The sequence below is a fragment of the Sphingobacterium sp. HSC-15S19 genome, from assembly GCF_050433745.1.
Lineage (GTDB): Bacteria > Bacteroidota > Bacteroidia > Sphingobacteriales > Sphingobacteriaceae > Sphingobacterium > Sphingobacterium siyangense.
On record NZ_JBNPWQ010000040.1, the window covers coordinates 27,201 to 46,640 of the forward strand.

Genomic DNA, 19,440 nt, shown 5'->3' on the forward strand with positions numbered 1-19,440 from the left:
TACAGCAATTCTTATTATGAACAAAAACAGTATTGATAGATTCACGGACAGGGTTGTCGATTACGAGAAATTTAGACCATGTTACCCAAAAGAGATTATTCAGGTGCTTAAAGAACAAATAGGGCTGGATAAAAAATGGTTGGTTGCCGATATCGGTAGTGGTACAGGGCTATCTACGCAACTTTTTCTCGAAAATGGGAATGACGTTTTTGCTGTTGAACCCAATCGGGAAATGCGTGAATCTTTACTGCATCATTTTAAAACCTATCGGAATTTAATCGCGCTGAATGCGACTGCCGAAGATACATCTATTGAGTCTGGATGCGTAGATCTCATTTTTGCAGGGCAATCGTTTCATTGGTTTGACCGGGAAGCATGTAAGAGGGAGTTCGCTCGCATTCTCACAGAAAATGGACGTATTGTACTGGTCTGGAACCAGCGTGATCCCGGCGATGCTTTTCAACAGGAGTACGAAGATTTTCTGCTCAGTCATATACCAAGTTATCAATCTGTCAGTCACAAAAATATCAGTGATGATGATCTCAAACAATTTTTTGGATCACGTTCAATGACCAAGGTAACCTTACCAAATCAACAGATATTGGACCTTCGGTCGTTTTTGGGAAGAGTACGTTCATCATCTTATTTTCCCAAAGAGCAGGCTGAAAACAAAACGCTCTATGACGATCTCCGTACACTTTTCGATAAGTACGCAATCTCTGAGCGTATCGTATTCAAGTATATAACCGAAATTTATATCAGTTAACTAAGAAATGGGAATTTGCAAAGCTTCTTTCGTTGCATTTTTTCTCTTCCAGTCGAAAACTCTTCGTATAGGCGAAGAATGAAAAGGGAAGATTAAGATGAATAACGTTAGGATTACCCCGATAATAAATAGCCCGGAGTAGGCGTCGCGTATGGATAGTAGCGAGGCTTGGACTTGGACCGATTTCATTATATTTCCTCTTTGTAGCACCAAGCTATTTGTTCGATCGATTATACCAGCAAGATTATTGGCATTAAGGATCTGTAGGTGGTAATACCAATTAGTAATGATGTTTGACCAGACTACAGGCACCAAAAATGAACGTGTAAGAATCAAAAATACTAAGCCAGAGAGGTAATATTTGCTGGGAATATTACCGGCCATATATACGCCTATTCCAATGTAGGAAGTGATCACGCCCATTCCTCTTAATGTCAAAGGGAGATAGAACAAAGCCGTGTTTGTTTGTTGGTCGATAATCCTTGCAAAGAAAAAGCAAGATAGGGCATAACACGCTGCGGAGAATGCCAAAATGAACTTGCATTTTTTTGTTATTTTGAAATAAATATAAGCGATTACTGCGCCGATCATATAACCAGGAATTACATAGGTATTTATTTCGGCGACTTCCAAGGGGTTTGTACCAAGCGTAATTCCCAAAAGGGAGGAGTACAGCGAGGTCGAGCTATAAAAAATGCCGAAAATAAAAATTGTTCCAATGGAGATAGGCAGAATCCGTGTTGAAAAGGCTTCAAAATTTAAGAGTGATTTTCGGATTAGTACACTTCTATTTATAAAAAGTATAAAAAAACAGAGCGATGCGATTCCGGTGACCAAAATAAACCTGGAATGAAACCAATTTTGTGTCAGACCATATGTGCTGAAATAGGCAAAATTCAATAATGAAATACAAAGTAAAATACTTCCAAACCAGTCATATTGATAAAGAGGTACCTTTTTAAAATCTGACGATTTCATAAAGATGATGCAGATTAACAACGCTACTGCAAGTAGTATATTTTGAAATAAAAAGACAGTTTCCCAATAGAAACGCGTTGCAAATAGAACAGATACATAACTTGCCAAGGCAGGAATGATCATTGTCATGGGGTAGTAGACTGCATATAATTGATATCGTTCTCCACGTGGCATGAGAAAAGGGATCATTTCCCCAATGATAGCCATCGTGACAATAATCTTGGCACTCCCAATAAAAAATGTGGCCATACAGATGTTGACACCATTATTAGCATGTTCCAAAACCGCATTGGAAGCGAGGATAATGAAGATAGATACAATTAATATCGTCTTTTTGGAAAATAATTTCAACAACCTAAATACCAGTGGTATGGCACATACCATTCCCGCATAATAACAATATGTAGCCATACTCAGATCTGCGGTGATACCGGCGTATCCATTCATGACATACGTGTTAATGGATGTTGGGATTCCATTATTGAACGAAAATAAAATATTGAGTACAAACAGAAAGAACAATTCCCAACCTGAACTCAACCAATCTCTGAATATACGATCTTTCATGATTATTTAATACGTATGATAGCATTCATACCTACGCGAAGCATGGCGAGATCTTTTGGGGTATTGGATGCTGTAAAATTAATTCTAACCGGAATGCGCTGTTGTACCTTAACAAAGTTCCCCGTAGAATTGTCAACCGGAACAGCAGAATACTTAGATCCTGTTGCTTCGGATATGGCGGCTACTTCACCTTCAAATGTCTTCCCGGCCAATGCATCAATTTCAATGTTGACTTTTGCCCCGAGGGCAATATTTTTTAGTTGACTTTCGGTATAATTTGCGGTAATCCATTTCTGCTCATCACGTACAATATTGACCAATGGCGTACCGTTTTGCACCAATTGGCCCTCTTCTATCGTCCGCCGTCCCAATACACCGTCGTACGGTGCAGTGATAACCGTATACGAAAGGTTTAACTTGGCTAGATCAATCGCAGATTCGGCCTTTAGTAAGGAGGCATCATTGATTGACAGCTTCTGTTCAGACTCATGTGTGTTAAGTTTCGATACACGCTCTTGCGCCAAAAGTGCCTTATATTTGGCTAACATGGCCTCATAATCTGCTTTTACCTGATCGAATTGATATTGCGTTACTGCTTCATCTTTCACGAGACTCTGGTAACGCCTATAATTCAATTCCATATTATCTAGCCGGGCTCTCATCTCATCGATATTGGCATTTGCTATCGCAGTACTGTTGCCGGCAATGGCAATTCCAGATTGCGATATTGTTTTACTTGCTTTGGCATCGGCAAGAGTGGCTTGTGCATTTTGTAATAAAATTCTGTACTCAGCATCATCAATAATGACGAGTGTATCGCCTTTGTGAACTTTTTGATGCTCATCAAATCGAATTGTTTTGATATAACCGCTGATACGCGAATTTATAGGGGTAATATGGGCATCTACCTGGGCATCATCTGTATAAACAGATTCGTTGATGTGGAAAAAGACTAAGATACCCCAGATAATTGTAACCACAATGACGACTGCAGATAGGATGTTGATGATCCATATCTTCCGCCTTCGTTTTATTTCTTTCTCACTTAATGTTGAATTGCTCATGACTCAATTACTTATCTTCTTTTTTTCTGAAAATCAAGGCTCCCGATACGATTGCTTATCAATAATTGCGGTCAATTTTTCGAGAGTTTCTGTAATTTCCAATACTTTTTTTTCTGATATCTCCTGCAGGATCACACGGTAGAGGTCTTGCTGGACAGGATCTAATAATGTCCTATATTCGTCTCCCTTTACCGTTAATTCGATTAAATTATTTCGTCTGTCATTGGGATCGCTGACGCGTCTAACCAGATCCCGTTTACAAAGATTATCGATCAGCGGAGTGACACTTGCTTTGTTCTTCTGTATTGCTGTGGCTATATCTTGCTGATTCATTTGCTCCTTCTTCCACAGTGCTGCCAATACTTGTAACATTTCATAGGTGATATCCAATTGCTGTTCCTTTATTTTCTGGATATAGTATTGTTTTAAGCTCGTTCGCAAAGCAATGATACTATCCACTAAGGGTTTTACTGGATTCATGGATTCGTTTTTCATAGCACAAAGTTAAACATAAAACAGTTAAATATCAAACTAATTTATTTTAGTTAAAAATGTGTTAAAGATGAGTGCTTTAGAGAGAGATGGCATTTTATTTGGAAGCACTTAAACGAAAGGAAAAAAAGATATGTTAAGAGTTGAATTAATCTTCTTTAGACGTTGCCTACTGCCATTGCTGATTTTAGGAGGTGGGATAAGTGTTGTAAGGGCACAGCAAATGCATGCTTTTAATAACTTAGAAACCGATTATCATTTTGTATATCGGTGGGTAGATCCATTCTTCCCTTTAAGCCCACAGGTCGATGTGATGACCTTGGACGTTGCGCCGATCGATAAAGAGCCCGAGCAGCAGGAGAAAATAAAAACGTCAACGGGAAAACAGCGTTTTAACGGCAGGGTGAGTGAGCGCGTATATGAAGGTTCGGAAGTAATCGTGAGCCCTGGAGAATCGGTTGGCAATATAACCTACAGCTCCACTAGCTCCGCCACCCGGTATCGTGTTGCCATTGATCGACGCAGTAATGAGCACTACCATGGAAAGCCTGTATTTATAGATGCGAAGGGGGTAAAATATGTAATTGATTCGAAATTTAGAAAACAAGTTGTCGAATAATTCCTTGGCTAGGTTAAAAATTTGTTAAAATTATTTTTTCAGGTAATTAAATCGAAATACGGCATTTGTATTGTACTTTTATTTACAATTATTTAAATAACAATTGAGTTATGAGAGCAATAAATCGTTTCAAAAAAATCACAGCTGCATTAGCTTTGATCGCTGCAGTGGGATTGGGACAATCCTATGCACAAACGGCTCCTAAAAAAATGGAAAAAGAAGCCAAAAAGTCTGAACAAAAAGCAAAAGAAGTAAAGACTAAAGCCAACGAGGCCGAAACGAAAACGAAGGCAGTGCCGGTGAAAGCTACTGCGAAGAAGGAAGCTGCAGTCAAGGAAAAGTCAGCGCAGACGAAAAAGGTGGCTGATACAAAAACAGCGCCAGCAGCACCAGTGGAAGCGAAGGAAAAAGCCGTGAAAAAAGAAAGTGCTAAAGCTGAAAAACAAGCCGCTGCTGTGAAAAAGGATGCCGTAGCTACAGCTGATAAACCAAAAAGTGAAAAATATAATGAACATACAGTTTATCTCGGTCCAAAAGGTGGCAAATATTATATCAACGGAAATGGTAATAAAACGTACATTTCTGACAAAAAGTAAAGAGCAGCTGAAAACGAATTATATCAAAAAAGGGGACATCGATCGATGTCCCCTTTTTTGATTTCAATAGTTTAGCGTAGCAAATTCATTAAATAGCTTTTGTTGAGATAAAAGACATCTAAACTTCCGCCGTCATCCAGAATACTGTTGCTAATCTCCTTTTTATGTTGCTGTAAGGTCTGAATTTTATCTTCGACCGTGTTAGGGCTGATTAATCGGACTGCGGTGACCGTCTTTTGTTGCCCCATGCGATAGATCCTATCGATCGCCTGTTGTTCAACAGCAGGATTCCACCAGGGGTCTACCAGGTACACGACATCGGCTGCGGTAAGATTAAGTCCGGTACCACCGGCTTTTAGACTAACCAGAAAAACGGGGATATCCTTGTCGGATTGAAAATCACTAACCAATTTACCTCGATTTTTGGATTGGCCTGTGAGCATTAACGCGCGAATACCCTGTTTATCCAAAGCCTCTTTAATCAGGTTGAGCATACTGACAAACTGTGAAAACACGATCATTTTGTGCTGGTCTTTTTTATGCTGAATTTGCTCGATAAGCATTTCAATTTTGGCAGAGTCCGCAGCGCTAGTCAGATCCTCATTTTGGAGCAGTTTGCTTGAATTACATATCTGTCGCAATTTTGTTAGACCTTTTAGGACATGCATGGGGCTTTTCTTGATTTCATCGCCATCTTTGGCAGAGATAAAATCTCGAAACTCTTTTTCATAAAGATCATAAATTCGCCGTTGGGCAGTTTTCATCTCACAGTAAAGGACCAGTTCATTTTTTGTAGGAAGATCACGTAATACATCCTGTTTTGTTCTACGGAGAATGAAAGGCTTTATTTTCTCTTTCAGCATTTTTTTTCTCTTGCGGTCATGGAAAGCATCAATAGGAGTCGTATAGACATCTTTGAAATATTTTTTGCTTCCTAGTAGACCCGGCACAATAAAGGAAAGCTGGGCATAAAGATCCATCGTATTATTCTCGATAGGAGTTCCTGTTAAAATAATGCGATTTCTTGATTTTAATAAATTTACCGTTTTGTATCGCTGGGAATCCGGGTTTTTGATTTGCTGCGATTCGTCCAATATGACATAATTGAAGGTTATTTTTTTTAGCGTATTAATATCCGTCAGCAGGTTGTGATAAGAAACTAAAACAAGGTCATATTGTTCAAACTGCATCCCTTTTTCTATTCTATTTGGACCATCTAAAACCAACGTTTGGAAAGATGGAAGGAATTGCTGGATTTCATGCCGCCAATTAAAAATTAAGGTCGTGGGAAGTACAAGTAATGTTGGTGCAGATTGTCCCTTTGCTTTTTGAGTAGCCAGAAAGGCTAATATTTGGATCGTTTTGCCAAGTCCCATGTCATCGGCAAGACAGCCACCAAAATTAAGCCCATCCAAGAAATGCAGCCATTGTAGCCCTTGTTGCTGATAAGGGCGTAAGTTTCCGACAAAAGTTGGTGGTATCTGGACCTCGGATAGCGAAGAAAAATTAGCGAGCTGCTTTCTCAACGTGCTGAGCTCCGCCAACACGATAGGGTCTAGCTCCGCCTGATCAAATAGTTGATCGATTTCATTGAATTTGTATTTTGGAATTTCAATGAAATCATCAGCTATCGATTCTGCTGCATTAAAATAGGCTTCAAATTTATCGAGCCACTGTTGCGGTAAAATGCCCTGGGTGCCGTCATCCAAGGTGATGAATTGCGAGCGGTTCCGTACTGCCTTTTCAAGTTTTTTTAGGGAGACACTTTTGGGGCCAAATTTGACCTGTATATTGGCGTTGAACCAATTTTGTCCACTGAGGACCTCCACATGTATTTTTCCCTTAAAACGGCTTAATTTATTTCCACGTAACGTATTAAATCCGATGATCTGTATACCCTGATGTTGCCACTCCTCAAAAGCATCCAGAAACCAGTTACTGTCCAGAAAGTATTTGCGATGCAAATAAAAATGCTGAAAGCTTCCTTCATCCATTTGCTCCTGAAAATAGGGATGCTGCTTCAGTAACAGGGAAATAACTTTTGTTTCAGCTTCACGTTTCCGATCGACCAAAAATTGTGTACCCTTGCTGTCTGTACCAAATATATTCCGCTTACTTAAAATAGGAATTTCGACCTCACCATAACGCATGACAGGAATAAGGTTGACAAAATCTTCCGATTCTTCGAGAAACAAAAGTGGCTGCATGTCCTGATAATACAGATTTTCCTTCAACTGTGGCTTGCTTGCTTTGGGAATATCTTTAAAATTTAACTCCACGGAATGTGCTATCTGTTCCAAAAACAACCTGTTGAATTCTTCGAACTTACGCTGATGGATCAACAATTGCTCACCTTTGTTGCCAAACAAACGGATCAACTTGAGGTGAAACCTATTTTCAATCAGAAAAAGCTGATTTTTGATGAGAATGAAATGGTCCAAAAGAACGACTAAATCCTGTAAATTGTAGGCTATCGTATGAATATGAATTTCTCCTTGAATGGTATAAAACGCACCTTTTTTTGAAATAAAGAGCTTAATATCACCTTTGTTTAGGTTAAATTGAACAGTCGATAAGGTGGAGGCTGTTATATTGTCGGATTTTTCATAGTCATGCAGATAAAAATCGAGGTGTAATGGGTTTTTTGCAACCGCCTTCAGACTGGAGCTGATTTCGATATCCTGTTGTACAGCTTGAGAAAATTGGTAAACAGCGGTGTAAAATTGCATTTCCTCAATCGAGCTGCTTTGCCAGATACGTGACTGGCTCTCACTGGCGGAAATCGGGTTTTTAGGTAGGCCGGATTTCGTCATTGGAGCTTGGCACAGGAGTATTTGTAGATTTTTGTAATACCGGTTGCGCGTTAACACCACAAAATGCTGCTGCTTTTCGGCTGTCGTCTTGGCCTTTGGGGCAAGAGATTCCTCCACTAGATCAAAGTCATCAATGGAGGTTAGCTGTTTGTCTTTTAATAGAAACTCCAGCTTCCCTGCTTTGATCTGGGCTGAAAAATAGTTTTCTAAAGACGATTCCTTTTCCAGTCCATATTGTGCCGCAACCTTCTTGAGTAGATGCTGATAGCGGTTGTGATCAAAAAATGCCAGCCAATTCTCCTGTGTAAATAGTTTACCTAAAGCCGCCTTTTGATGACGGCAGAATCCTGTTTGTGGACAATTGCAAAAGACGGCTGTTGTGGGCAACGTATGGATGATCATCACTTCAAAATCGGTATAATTCTCCAGTACCTGAAAAGTTGCCTGATTGACCTCCATTTCCATCGCATTGACCTGAAAATGGGCCAGTGTCAGGTCCATCCAAGGAAAATAAGAATAACGGCTCACCTTGGTGAAATCGATATCGGTCAATGTATACTGATGGAAGTCCATAATGCTTGGTTAAAAATTAAAACTCATTCCGCCATAATAATTACGTAAAGGGGCAGGATTAAAATACCGTCCTCCAAAAGCATTGATATCGTTTCCAAGACTATATTTTTCATTGAGTAGATTGTCGGCCCCAACAAAAAATCTAATTTTATGCTGTGAACAGACAGATTTGCTCCAGGATAATTTGCCTTGTAAAAGATGATACCGTTTGGCATAAACAGTGTTTGCGTCATCCAGTGGTATTGCTGCTGTTAAATTGGAAAGAAGATCCAACTGGAATTCATCCGGGAAAAGTATATTCAACGAATTTACCCATACCGTTTTAGGAACCGCAGGAAGTTTATTGTTCTTATAGTTTTTGTCGCCTACCTGATAGGTTTTGAAACTGTAGTCATTGAGGGAAAAATTACTGGTCAGCTGTAGGCTACGGACCGTACCGGTTGTTTGAGGCCTGATCAAATACATGAATAGCGATGCTTCCAATCCCTTTTGGTTTATTTTACCCGCATTTTGAAAATATTCAGCACCATTATCCCGTACCTGTCGGATGATGGCATTGTTCATTTGATAAGTGTAGGCCGCTGCATCTAAAATAATCCGGCGATTCCACAAATGCCAACGAAGCCCAAATTCATGGTTTGTACCTGTTTCTGGTTTCAGCATCGTATTAATTGTATTGTCTGACGAACGGACTTCAGCAACAGTTGGTGCAGAGAAACCTTTAGAAATCGATGCTCTAAGTGCAAGCATTGGAGTGATCAAATAGGATAGTGCTGCTCGTGGCATCCATGTACTCCCGAAATCAATATTTTCTTTGTTTTCTTGTGCGACAGGATAACGTTGCTGGTAGCCAATTTTATTCTCATTTAATCCGAGCGACAGCTCTACCTGGAGACGCTCTAGCCATTCCAGTTGGGTGCGTGCAAAAAATGATTGCTGACTGTTTTCCAATTTGTCCTTGGCCTGAGGATCGGTAGCGACACCTTGGGCGTTGTCATAATTGTCAATAGCATACCAACCCTTTTGCGCTTCCAAGCCCAGTTGGACTTCATATTTTAAATCTTGGCTCAACAAATCCACATAAGATAAATACAGGCGCGTTCCTAAATTCTTTTCATCTCTTTTCTCGTAATTGGTGATGAAGGGATTTTTGATCTGATTGGATGAGCCAAATACACTGGCGAATAAGGTCATCTTAGAACTGAGATGCGTCTGGTTGCTCAGTCCACCAAAGAATGTTTTATCGTAGATTGCTGCTTTTTGTTCAGCAGCACCAGGATTTGGTCCGCCCTTAGGCCGGGCCTGCCTGCGGTCGCTCTCCATTTGTGCTGCGGTGAGCCCTCCCGGAGTTTGGTAACCGAGATCCGAATAGAAACCGGTGAATTTTAATTCGGATGTTTTTGCATATTGCCAATTGTAATTGAGTTGGATATTCTTTTTGTTTAAGGCTGAATTCTGGCGATAACCGTCACTTCTTGTCCAACTTTGATTGATAGCAAGTTGCTGAGTCTGGTTGATGGGTAATATTGCATTGAACTGTTCCTGGAAAAGACCGTAGGAGCCCCCCGTTAATTGGAGGTTGACTTCAGGTTTGTCAGATCGATCAAATCCTTTACTATAAAAGGAGAGTACACCGCCTGAATTGGCCCCATAGATCGATCCATCTGGACCTTTCAATACATTTATCTGCCCTATTGCGGATGGATCTATCAAGTTAAGGTAGGTGTTCCCGCCTGCGTCAGTAAAAGGAAAGTCGTCCAGATATATTTTGACATTGCGAACACCAAAAGGTGAACGGACCATACTCCCACGGAGTGCTAGCCGGTAACTCCCAGGGGAACGTTCTTCCATGCGTAAACCCGGCACCCTGTTCATTGCTGAAACAAAGGAGGGCGACTGCTGGGATTGGATCATTTGGCTGCTTAACACAGCCGCAGAAGATGTCAATCGCAATAGCGGTTGTTTATTGAAGTAGGCTTTAACTTCGACTTGTTCTAGCCGATTAGTCGTAGTATCCACTTCCTGCGCATATAATTTGCTACATAAACCAAGGGTAGCAAGTAGGTAATATCTTTTCATCGTTAAGGTTTGGTCGGCTTAGTCTGCAAATTCCTGACTGAAATAAATTTCAAAAATCTGCTTTTTCTTATTGTATTTTAGGCATTGAAAATTCGCATATACGGAGCTGGTCGGTACACAAAGACTGTTGGCCATGGCTTCTTTTGAGAATTTTTTGTTCAGACATCCCTGCTGCAAATCAAAGTTTTTGTTCGTCGAAATATCGGTCACATCAAAGGAATTGTCGTCAATCAGGTAATTTGAATTGTTTAATCGAATATAATCCTCTTGATCAATCAGTTCGGAAGCAACGAGATAATCGAGCGATCCAAAGCTGGATGAACAATCCAAATTTTGAAGGGTATTGACAACTTTTAACTCTTTATACAGTGTGTTGTATGTATTGCTTTTATGATCGAATAAGGTGATCTCGATGGGATGATTACCTTTGTTGTATACCGTATACCCAAGGTCACCGGGGCCATTTTCGAAGATATTCCCTTTCGCGATCGCTAAAACAGCCAAGTTAGGATGCCCAAGAAAATAATCTTTCTGGTCTGCACTTAGTGTTGTCGTTAACTTCTGGTGCAGTTTATCGAAGAGGCCGGCGTCGTTCATTTTCATTAACTGCTGCGCTTGTTCCTTTATTCTGTCTGCAAAACGCGGGCTATCGTAGCTCGAAGTATCCGATGGGAGTGGTGGTGATGCAGGAGGGACTACCTGTTCTTTCTTTTGTTCGTCATTTTTCGTTGTTTTTGACGTCTTTGTCTGATGACAGGAAACAAGAGCTGATAATAATACAATGTATAGAAAAAAGGTTTTTAAATTCATGATGAAATATCGTCAATGCCAATTCAGTCACTCTTCGTGAATAGAAAGAGCAACAACATCGGCTAATTTAGTTATTTTATGGCAAACAAAGCTGTCGCAATCTGGAATTAGAAAGCTTCATTCAGCCCCAAAAAGAAACCACGGGAACCATATTTTCCAAAGGCATAGTCCAGACATAGATTTGTGCGTGTTGCTTTGTTAAAGAGTACCCGTAATCCGGCACCACCCCCAGGTTGCCACCTTTCAAAAAGTTTGGTGCCCAGTTCGTCGCTGGCAGTCTGTAGGTTAAAAAAAGCAGCTCCGCTCAAAAAGCGATTCTTTAAAATTGGGAAGCGGTATTCTGTTTCGGCATAACCGAAAGAAATTCCTTTGAAATAACCAATGGTGTAACCGCGGCCGCTTCTGACGGCTACGTCTCTTCCCGTTCCGGGGAGATCAAAATAGGGGAGTGTACCACCGAGTTTATAGGAGCCCCAATACCAGAAGGCAAGTACATGAGCCGGGTCGGACTGAGATAAACTAAAGTATTTTCGAAAGTCGGTGGTAAGCTGTACAGCACTTTTGCTACTGCCCAACAGCGTTGTGTTCCATCGCACACCGATATCCGAATAGATACCCTTGTAAGGCCTATTGGGGTTGTCTCTTGTCATGTATTGCATATTGAGCAATAGTCCATTGGAATTATAACTGTCGGGCTCGAAGCCATGTTTTTCGGTGTAGATGGTATTGGGAGTAATGTTGCCATTGGGGCCGCTGCTGGTTATTTTTCGTCGTAAGTCAAACGCCAATCCGGCTCCAACAAATAGTCCGTCGGCGATACGTTTATAGACTTTTTCATTAAATGTAAACGCGTTATATTTTGCTCCGTATTTCTTATGGTCGGGGTTGGCAAGGATCTCTTCATCGGCATTGTTCCATTTTCCATGGGGAGTCATGCCCAAACCCGCATCTAAAGCGACCATTTTGACAAGTGCAAAAGCGCCCTGAAAATTTAGTTTATTGTTGGGGGTAAAGATATTATGGCTAATATAGAAGACCATGATGTTTTTTGTGGTGATTGAGGCGGATGTCGCTGCGATCGACATGGTCGTTGTTTTGGGGTCACCCAATACTTTCCCCGCGACAGCCTTGATTCCGATCTGACCACCAATGGTTGGGTTGTAGGCAATGTTGGGCATTAAGGTGATGGGAGAGCGTTTACTCGCATGTTCCTTTTTTCGTTTGGGATGGATTATTCTTCCGATTAGATCCGATATATCGTATTGACTGGCCAAGGCCGAGTCACGCTGATGTTTGTACTGTGCAAGAGAGTCTGTTTTTGCATCGGTTTGGGCAGCGAGCAGCGTAGGGATTGAAATTAAAAGTATTCCTAAAAAAGCATGTCGGAAGAAATCGTTAAAACGTAAAAGTTGATGCATACATTCGGGTCTATCTTAAAACTAAACGTCAAAAAAAATAAAATGTTTTCTCAAGTACTCGGAGCCTGTCTTTTTTTGATCTCTGAACAAATGCAAATGTGGTATTGTGTTGAAGAAGTTTATTTTTCTTGCGAAGCAGGAGAATTAAACTTGCAAATCACAGCAAATTTATCTTAGTTTGATTATTTAAACTAGGATATGATAGGACGCACTATATTTAATTATGGATTGACTTTGCTTTTATTGACAGGGGTAGCTCATGCGCAAGAACTGTATACCCCGAGAAATATTCAGCAAGCGATCGAGAAGGGAACCCGTACCAAAACGGGTCTACCAGGGAAAAACTATTGGCAGAATTTTGGTAAGTATGATGTGCGGGTGCAATTGGATCCGGCTACAAAGATGGTGAGTGGAACAGAGACTATTCTGTACACAAACAATAGTCCCGATACATTGAAACGCTTGGCTATCCGATTTGTGAACAATGTGCACAAACCTAATGCGGTACGTGCGGCATACGCTTCGGACGATTACCTGACTTCGGGCCTAAAGATTAAATCGTTTAAATTGAATGGTCAAGTTTACGACATAAACAGCAAAGACTGGGGAACGGTGAAGTTAGGTGATTTTGGGCAGAAAATCCTTCCGGGAAGCACTGCAACATTGGACATTAGCTGGGAATATCCGTTATCTGTCGAAAGCGACCGTGAAGGGCTATTGAATGCTTCCACCTTTTATTGTGCTTACTCTTATCCGCGTGTGTCTGTATACGACGATTACAATGGCTGGGATCTTCTGGAACATAATGGCCGACAAGAATTCTACAATGGTTTCAACGATTATCAATTTGAGATATCCGTTCCGAAGAACTTTGTTGTTTGGGCGACAGGTGAATTGACAAATGCGGCTGAGGTACTGCAGAAACCTATTCTGGACCGTTTCGAAAAATCAAAAGTCAGCGATACGCCAATACATATCGCGACAGATGCCGAAATGAAAGCGGGGAAAGTGACAACACAAGAAGCCTGGAATAAGTGGAAATTCAAAGCAACCTATGTGCCTGATTTTTGTTTCAGTGTGAGTGACAATTATATCTGGGATGGCGGAAGTGTAGATTTGGGAAGTAAGCGCGTGAGTGTGCAGTCAAGCTATGTCGCCGGAACAGCAGATTTTGAACAATACATTGGTTGGCAGCAATATTGCATTGACTGGTTTTCTAAAAATTGGCCTGGTGTCACCTATCCGTACCCAACAATGACAGCCGTTCAGGGGTTTGCAGATATGGAATATCCGATGATGATTAACGATTCGAGTGTCCCAGATAATCTTGTGGACGCACGGCAAACAGCGGACCATGAAATTGTACATACCTATTTCCCTTTTTACATGGGTATCAATGAGACGCGATACGGTTATATGGATGAAGGCTGGGCTACTGCATTGGAATTCTGGATTGGAAATGCGGAGATTGGTGCCGAAAAAAATAAAGAACTTTTCAAAGATGCCCGTGTAAAGCGCTATATCTTTGACCCCTCTACCGAAGAAGACCAACCCTTGATTACCATGACCTCTCAGTTGAGTGGTTTAGGGTACGGCAACAATGCCTACATCAAGGCCGCATTGTCTTATATTGCGTTACGGGATTACCTGGGTGATGAACTGTTTAAAAAAGCACTACACCATTACATGGAGCTATGGCATGGAAAACATCCGACGCCTTGGGACTTCTTTTATAGCATCAATGCTGGAGCTGGGCAGAATTTAAACTGGTATTGGAAAAATTGGTATTTCACCAATAATTACATTGACCTTAAGGTGAATGGTTTTAAACAGCTTGCTGGTAAAAATACACTGACGATCACCAATATCGGGGGATTTGCAATTCCGTTTGATGTGTTGATTACCTATACGGATGGATCGGTGGAGACAAAACATCAAACTCCGTCAATTTGGCAACACAATGAAAAACAGGTAATCCTGACTTGGACTTCGACTAAAAAGGTGAAAAATATTACCTTGGACGGTGGCATTTTTATGGATTACACCGCCAAGGACAACAGCTGGGACGTTATTAAATAACCCGATAGATCGTGTCAGCCTTTATGTTTGAAAAGGTTGACACGATTGGTGACTGAATGCTGTTGAAGTCTGCCTACAACTAGGTGTCCATTCCTGTAAGCCTTACCCTGGGGCTGTAAGATTACAGCTGATCGATGCTTCGAAATGTCAGATTAATTCGTGCACTGAACACCTTTTTTGTCGGTGGAAGCCGATGCAACCAATACGTTTGTGTAAGACCTTTCATCACCAATAAACTTCCATGGCCCAAGATGATGTCTATTTTTTCTTTGCTCGTTTTATGTTTAAAGGCAAACTTTCGTTCAGCACCAAAGCTTAAAGAAGCAATTGCTCCATTTTTTTTAAGGTCTTTTTCACCGTCACTGTGCCAGGCCATTCCTTCGTCGCCATTGTGATAAAGATTCAACAGGCAGGAATTATACGTCTCCTGTGTTTGTTGTTCGGCAATCTTTTTCAGTTCAAGAAGTTCCTTTGTCCAGGGAAGCGCCCTTTTAGTGGTGTTGGAATAGCTATATTCGAAAGCCTGGTCGCCATACCAAGCCACTTTTCGTTTGGTGACGATTTCGTTTCCAAAAATAATGGCACGGTCATTTACCCATTCGATCGAGTCCATGAGTCTATCAAAATAGTGGTTTGCTTCCTGTGGAGGTAGTATTTTACCATAATAATTGACAGTCCCATCGTAAGGGAGTAGATTTCTATTGCCATCGAAGAGATTGTCGAAAAGTTCCATGTTATCGTATTGTGTGTGTTTACTAAATAGCCGTATGTAAAGTCTCCCATCCGATCATCGCTGTTTTCCGCATTGGATCCCATCGGTAACCACCAAATATACCGCTGTTTTGTATAACACGATGACAGGGGATAAGGTAAGCTATCGGATTGCTTCCAACAGCTGTGCCGACAGCACGGGAAGCCTTGGGGTTTCCGATTTGAGAAGCGATAGCACCGTAAGTGCTTAAGTTACCCATAGGGATTTTTAATAAAGCTTCCCAGACTTTCAATTGAAAATCAGTGCCTTTTAAATGTAATTTTACCTGACGGATATCTTTATCTTGGGGATTTAATGCGCTGAGTGCATTCTCATGCATGCTGTTCCCCTGTTGTAGGTATGTTGCGTTCGGAAATCGTTGCTGAAGAGCGTCAAAAGCTGTTATGTTATCATCCGCGTAGGCAATATGACAAATACCTTTTGAGGTGGATGCAATTAGCATTGTGCCGAATAAGCTCTGATAATACGCGTAGGAAATCAATAAATTGGAGCCTTCATTTTTATATTCAGCGGGAGTCATCCCCTCAATGTTGATAAATAGTTCATGAAGTCTACTGCTGCTGGAAAGGCCAAGCTGGAATGTTGTTTCAGCAATGTTATTTTCCTTGAGCAATGATTTTGCATAATTTATACTTACGTACTGTAAGAATTTCTTGGGACTTGTACCTGCCCATGCGGTAAACATGCGTTGAAAATGAGCTTCACTCATGTAAACATGAGAAGCGATCTGACCCAATGTAGGTTGAGACTTAAAGTTTTCCTGTAAGAAATGTATGGCCTTGGCGATACGTTGAAAATCTACTTCTTGTTGAATAGTCATGATTGTTCATTTAATTTATACAAAGTTGCTAATAAGAAGAAGTCTTTAAAATCCGATTTATGCTAAATTACATGTTGGATGAAGGAGATTTGTCCGAATGACCTAAGGATTTATCTGGTGCGACCAGATCACGGATCAGTTGTTTGAGTTCTTTTATTTCGGGGAATCGACCGGCTCTTTTTCGATCGAATATCTCCTTATCCGCTACCCGTACTGTATAACGGCCTGCAATTTCGCTGGGGACCAGCATCACTCCATGGATCTCATCCGTGAACGAACTCAGTACCTCCTGCGCCATATAGGCGGCGCGCAGCATCCAATTGCATTTTGGACAATATTCAATTTCAATAACAGGTTTTGTTGCCATGAGTTAAGTTCAAGTACGTTGTTTTGTTTCAAACAAATTTATCAATCCTAGCGCTGCAATCCTAACGCTTTTTGTCATGGAAATTTCGAGATTATTTCCGACTCAGCGGAGTACTGTATACAACAAGCCCATTCCATTGGCCTTTTTCTCGGTTAATGGAATGGGCTGGTATTGTTGGATATTCCTGATAGGTATGCTGGAGGCTTAACCGATTTTCAAAGAGGTCATGGTCAGTGATCCAGCCACTGAATTGTCGTTGAAGAGAAACAACTCATCATTTTTCTCCTGTAAACCCAAGGTATAGATTAAAGGGAGGTAATGTTCAGGAGTTGGAATTGCCAAGTCGAACTCTTTGCCCTGTTTTCTGAAATCTATGAGCGCCTGATGATTACCATTCTGAATAAATTTCTTCATTTTTTCATTGGCTATAGTAGCCCACTCATACGCATAGCCTGCCGTATCGAGTTTGTCCCAGGCGACCATCCGTAAGTTGTGCACCATATTGCCGCTACCGATAATGAGTACCCCCTTTTTTCTTAGCGCGTTTAATTGCTGTGCAATTTCATAATGGTATGCTGCAGATTGTGTGTAATCGATGCTCATTTGAATAATAGGCACGTCTGCATCAGGGTATAGATGTTTGACGACAGACCATGATCCATGGTCCAGCCCCCATTTGTCGTCGAGATGAACCTCTGTTTTGCTGACGATATGCTGTGTTTCTAAAGCGAGCGCCGGGCTGCCTGGAGCTGGGTATTGGACATCAAATAATGCCTGAGGAAAACCGCCAAAGTCATGAATGGTGGCGGGATGCTCCATCGCTGTGACAAATGTTCCACGTGTTTCCCAGTGTGCCGAGACAACAAGAATCGCCTTCGGTTTTTCGAAAGTTTGGCCAATTTTTTTGAATCCCCGGACAAATTCGTTGTCCTCTATGGCGTTCATGGGACTTCCATGTCCTAAAAATAAGACCGGAAATTTGTCCGTTGCCTCCAGTTCCTCGGAAAATTTATATAAAGAGTTTGCTTTATGAGCTACTCCAGCTAATGGTAATGTTGCCATAATTTTAATAAAATCCTTTCTACGCATTTGATATGATGTGGCTGCGTCAATTTTTATTACAAAGGTAGGGGATGGGCTTAGCTAGGCGGTATCATTATCCTGTCAATCTGTTGTACTATTCGGAAATCTGTTATACGCTATTCGGAAATAAGTTTTTGGATTTCATTTCTAAATTCCGAAGGCGTCATGCCTGCTTTCTTTTTGAAGACATTGGTAAAGTAGGCTTTATCTTGGTAACCGAGTTCAAAACCAATTTCCGAGATCGTTTTAGTCGTTGTCAACAGGAGGTTTTTTGCTTCAATAAGTTTCCGTGTTTCGATAATCTCAGAAACGCTTTGTTGTAATATGCTCTGACAAATTAAATTTAGGTTTCGTGTCGACATAAAAAGCTTCTCCGCGTAAAAATTAACGCCTTCAGGACGGCGGTAGTTCTCTTCCAGTATAGATAGAAAGCTTGTGAACGTTGTACTCTGATTTTTCAATTGCTGTTGGCTGTCTGGAAATTGCCTTTTTCGTTCAGATTCAATCATAGTAAAGATGGTGCTCAATAGCTGCTTGATAACCGCATAATCTACGCTAGTTTGTAAGCATTCCTGTTGCATTAGCTCACACAAGACTATCAATCTCCCGAAGCAGTTGGGGCTGGCGAAGGTCAATGTCGCATTTTCATGAAAGTGGGCGTAGAGCTGGAAAGTCGTTTCGGGGATAAATTCACTTTTAAATCGAATGACCCAAAATTCAATGTTATTATTATGCAAAAGAGGTTTGACGCGGTGGGTTTTGCCCTGAGTGACAAAACTTATAAATGGAGCGGTGTAGATTTTTGTTTTAAAATCGATAAAATGTTCGAGTTTTCCTGCCACACCAATAATCAATTCCTCGAAATCATGTTGATGTATTTCGTTTTTGGATTGTTGTATGCGCAGTGCCTCATCGGCGTCAACTTTGTAAATTTTGAAAAGTCCGTTCAAAATAAGGAAGATTTTAATTTGCTATTTACGAATATACGGTTTCAGTTACATATTGTTTGTCAAAGACCATTTGGCTTTTCATATTGCTATTTTCGCTTGTTTCAGCGGCAGTTTTGACAAAAGGGGAGGTCTGTTGTTACCCCGCTTAGGCTCAAATTGTATACTGATTTGTAATTAACAGCATTATAATACCGTTTTAACAGGGGGTTAATAGAGGTTATACCCCCGCTAACCCCCTGTTAACCCCCTGTAATACCCCTGTAATACCCCTATTAATTATTAACAAAAGTTGAACGAAATTAGTAATAGATCCATTGCGAAGCCTGCCTCCATACGCTATATGATGACCTGGGGTTCTCCGAAGGCCCAATCTTGCGGCTGGATCAGCCATTTCAGCCTTCCGATCACCTGTTTTACAAAAAGAATCTTGCACCGTTACAGGCAGTTAAGGATAAAATGAAAATAATAAGAACAAAAGGCTTGGAAGTCTGCCCGAAAACTCCCTATCTTTGCACCACTCCGCAAGGGAGGGACGGTTACTTCGAGAGAAGGAATCCTGAAAAAAGAAGGGTTTAAGAGAAGTCTGGCAGGATT

General features: G+C 41.0%; 16 protein-coding genes. 4 read left to right on the top strand and 12 right to left on the bottom strand.

Annotated features, from left to right (window positions below; all coding sequences use genetic code 11):
• Positions 1–16: 16 nt before the first annotated feature.
• Entirely contained in the window at positions 17–766 is a 750-nt protein-coding gene (locus L1283_RS24175) for a class I SAM-dependent methyltransferase (RefSeq protein ID WP_088162758.1), read from the top strand.
• Here the strand turns inward: L1283_RS24175 and L1283_RS24180 are convergent, their stop codons facing one another.
• Genes L1283_RS24180 through L1283_RS24190 form a run of 3 tightly spaced genes read right to left on the bottom strand, consistent with a single transcriptional unit; the run spans position 767 to position 3,870 of the window.
• On the bottom strand, positions 767–2,311 hold the full coding sequence (locus tag L1283_RS24180; RefSeq protein ID WP_286732870.1) for an MFS transporter: 1,545 nt from the start codon (positions 2,309–2,311) through the stop codon (positions 767–769).
• A 2-nt stretch (positions 2,312–2,313) separates the two neighbouring features.
• Positions 2,314–3,375, bottom strand: a complete 1,062-nt coding sequence (locus L1283_RS24185) for an HlyD family secretion protein (RefSeq protein WP_088162756.1) — start codon at positions 3,373–3,375, stop codon at positions 2,314–2,316.
• A gap of 33 nt (positions 3,376–3,408) precedes the next feature.
• Positions 3,409–3,870, bottom strand: a complete 462-nt coding sequence (locus L1283_RS24190; RefSeq protein WP_145328688.1) for a MarR family winged helix-turn-helix transcriptional regulator — start codon at positions 3,868–3,870, stop codon at positions 3,409–3,411.
• A 130-nt stretch (positions 3,871–4,000) separates the two neighbouring features.
• Between L1283_RS24190 and L1283_RS24195 the strand changes: the two genes are divergently transcribed.
• Both L1283_RS24195 and L1283_RS24200 read left to right on the top strand, forming a co-directional pair.
• Positions 4,001–4,486, top strand: a complete 486-nt coding sequence (locus L1283_RS24195) for a hypothetical protein (protein WP_145328686.1) — start codon at positions 4,001–4,003, stop codon at positions 4,484–4,486.
• A 110-nt stretch (positions 4,487–4,596) separates the two neighbouring features.
• A complete protein-coding gene (locus L1283_RS24200; protein WP_145328684.1) occupies positions 4,597–5,082 on the top strand; it encodes a hypothetical protein in 486 nt (161 codons plus the stop codon).
• 71 nt (positions 5,083–5,153) lie between these two features.
• Here L1283_RS24200 and L1283_RS24205 read toward each other — a convergent pair whose 3' ends face one another.
• The 4 genes from L1283_RS24205 to L1283_RS24220 all read right to left on the bottom strand — a co-directional run bounded on the left by L1283_RS24205 (position 5,154) and on the right by L1283_RS24220 (position 12,775).
• Positions 5,154–8,468: a DEAD/DEAH box helicase gene (locus L1283_RS24205; protein ID WP_088162752.1), complete on the bottom strand. Its 3,315-nt coding sequence runs from the start codon at positions 8,466–8,468 to the stop codon at positions 5,154–5,156.
• A 9-nt stretch (positions 8,469–8,477) separates the two neighbouring features.
• Complete coding sequence (locus L1283_RS24210) at positions 8,478–10,547, bottom strand: TonB-dependent receptor (protein WP_088162751.1); 2,070 nt, start codon at positions 10,545–10,547, stop codon at positions 8,478–8,480.
• Positions 10,548–10,565: 18 nt separating this feature from the next.
• Complete coding sequence (locus L1283_RS24215; RefSeq protein ID WP_088162750.1) at positions 10,566–11,357, bottom strand: hypothetical protein; 792 nt, start codon at positions 11,355–11,357, stop codon at positions 10,566–10,568.
• A 107-nt stretch (positions 11,358–11,464) separates the two neighbouring features.
• Positions 11,465–12,775: a BamA/TamA family outer membrane protein gene (locus tag L1283_RS24220; RefSeq protein ID WP_088162749.1), complete on the bottom strand. Its 1,311-nt coding sequence runs from the start codon at positions 12,773–12,775 to the stop codon at positions 11,465–11,467.
• 198 nt (positions 12,776–12,973) lie between these two features.
• Between L1283_RS24220 and L1283_RS24225 the strand changes: the two genes are divergently transcribed.
• Positions 12,974–14,854, top strand: coding sequence for a M1 family metallopeptidase (locus L1283_RS24225; protein WP_429626512.1), 1,881 nt, complete (start codon positions 12,974–12,976; stop codon positions 14,852–14,854).
• 121 nt (positions 14,855–14,975) lie between these two features.
• Here the strand turns inward: L1283_RS24225 and L1283_RS24230 are convergent, their stop codons facing one another.
• The 5 genes from L1283_RS24230 to L1283_RS24250 form a co-directional block, all read right to left on the bottom strand.
• The gene (locus L1283_RS24230) at positions 14,976–15,587 is read right to left on the bottom strand and encodes an alpha-ketoglutarate-dependent dioxygenase AlkB family protein (RefSeq protein WP_286732882.1); all 612 of its coding nucleotides are present in this window, start codon (positions 15,585–15,587) and stop codon (positions 14,976–14,978) included.
• 22 nt (positions 15,588–15,609) lie between these two features.
• Positions 15,610–16,446: a methylated-DNA--[protein]-cysteine S-methyltransferase gene (locus L1283_RS24235; protein ID WP_167512264.1), complete on the bottom strand. Its 837-nt coding sequence runs from the start codon at positions 16,444–16,446 to the stop codon at positions 15,610–15,612.
• Positions 16,447–16,513: 67 nt separating this feature from the next.
• Complete coding sequence (locus L1283_RS24240; RefSeq protein WP_075993960.1) at positions 16,514–16,813, bottom strand: SelT/SelW/SelH family protein; 300 nt, start codon at positions 16,811–16,813, stop codon at positions 16,514–16,516.
• 204 nt (positions 16,814–17,017) lie between these two features.
• Complete coding sequence (gene ygiD, locus L1283_RS24245) at positions 17,018–17,875, bottom strand: 4,5-DOPA dioxygenase extradiol (protein WP_198385980.1); 858 nt, start codon at positions 17,873–17,875, stop codon at positions 17,018–17,020.
• A 137-nt stretch (positions 17,876–18,012) separates the two neighbouring features.
• Complete coding sequence (locus L1283_RS24250; protein ID WP_394678144.1) at positions 18,013–18,846, bottom strand: helix-turn-helix transcriptional regulator; 834 nt, start codon at positions 18,844–18,846, stop codon at positions 18,013–18,015.
• Positions 18,847–19,440: the final 594 nt, after the last annotated feature.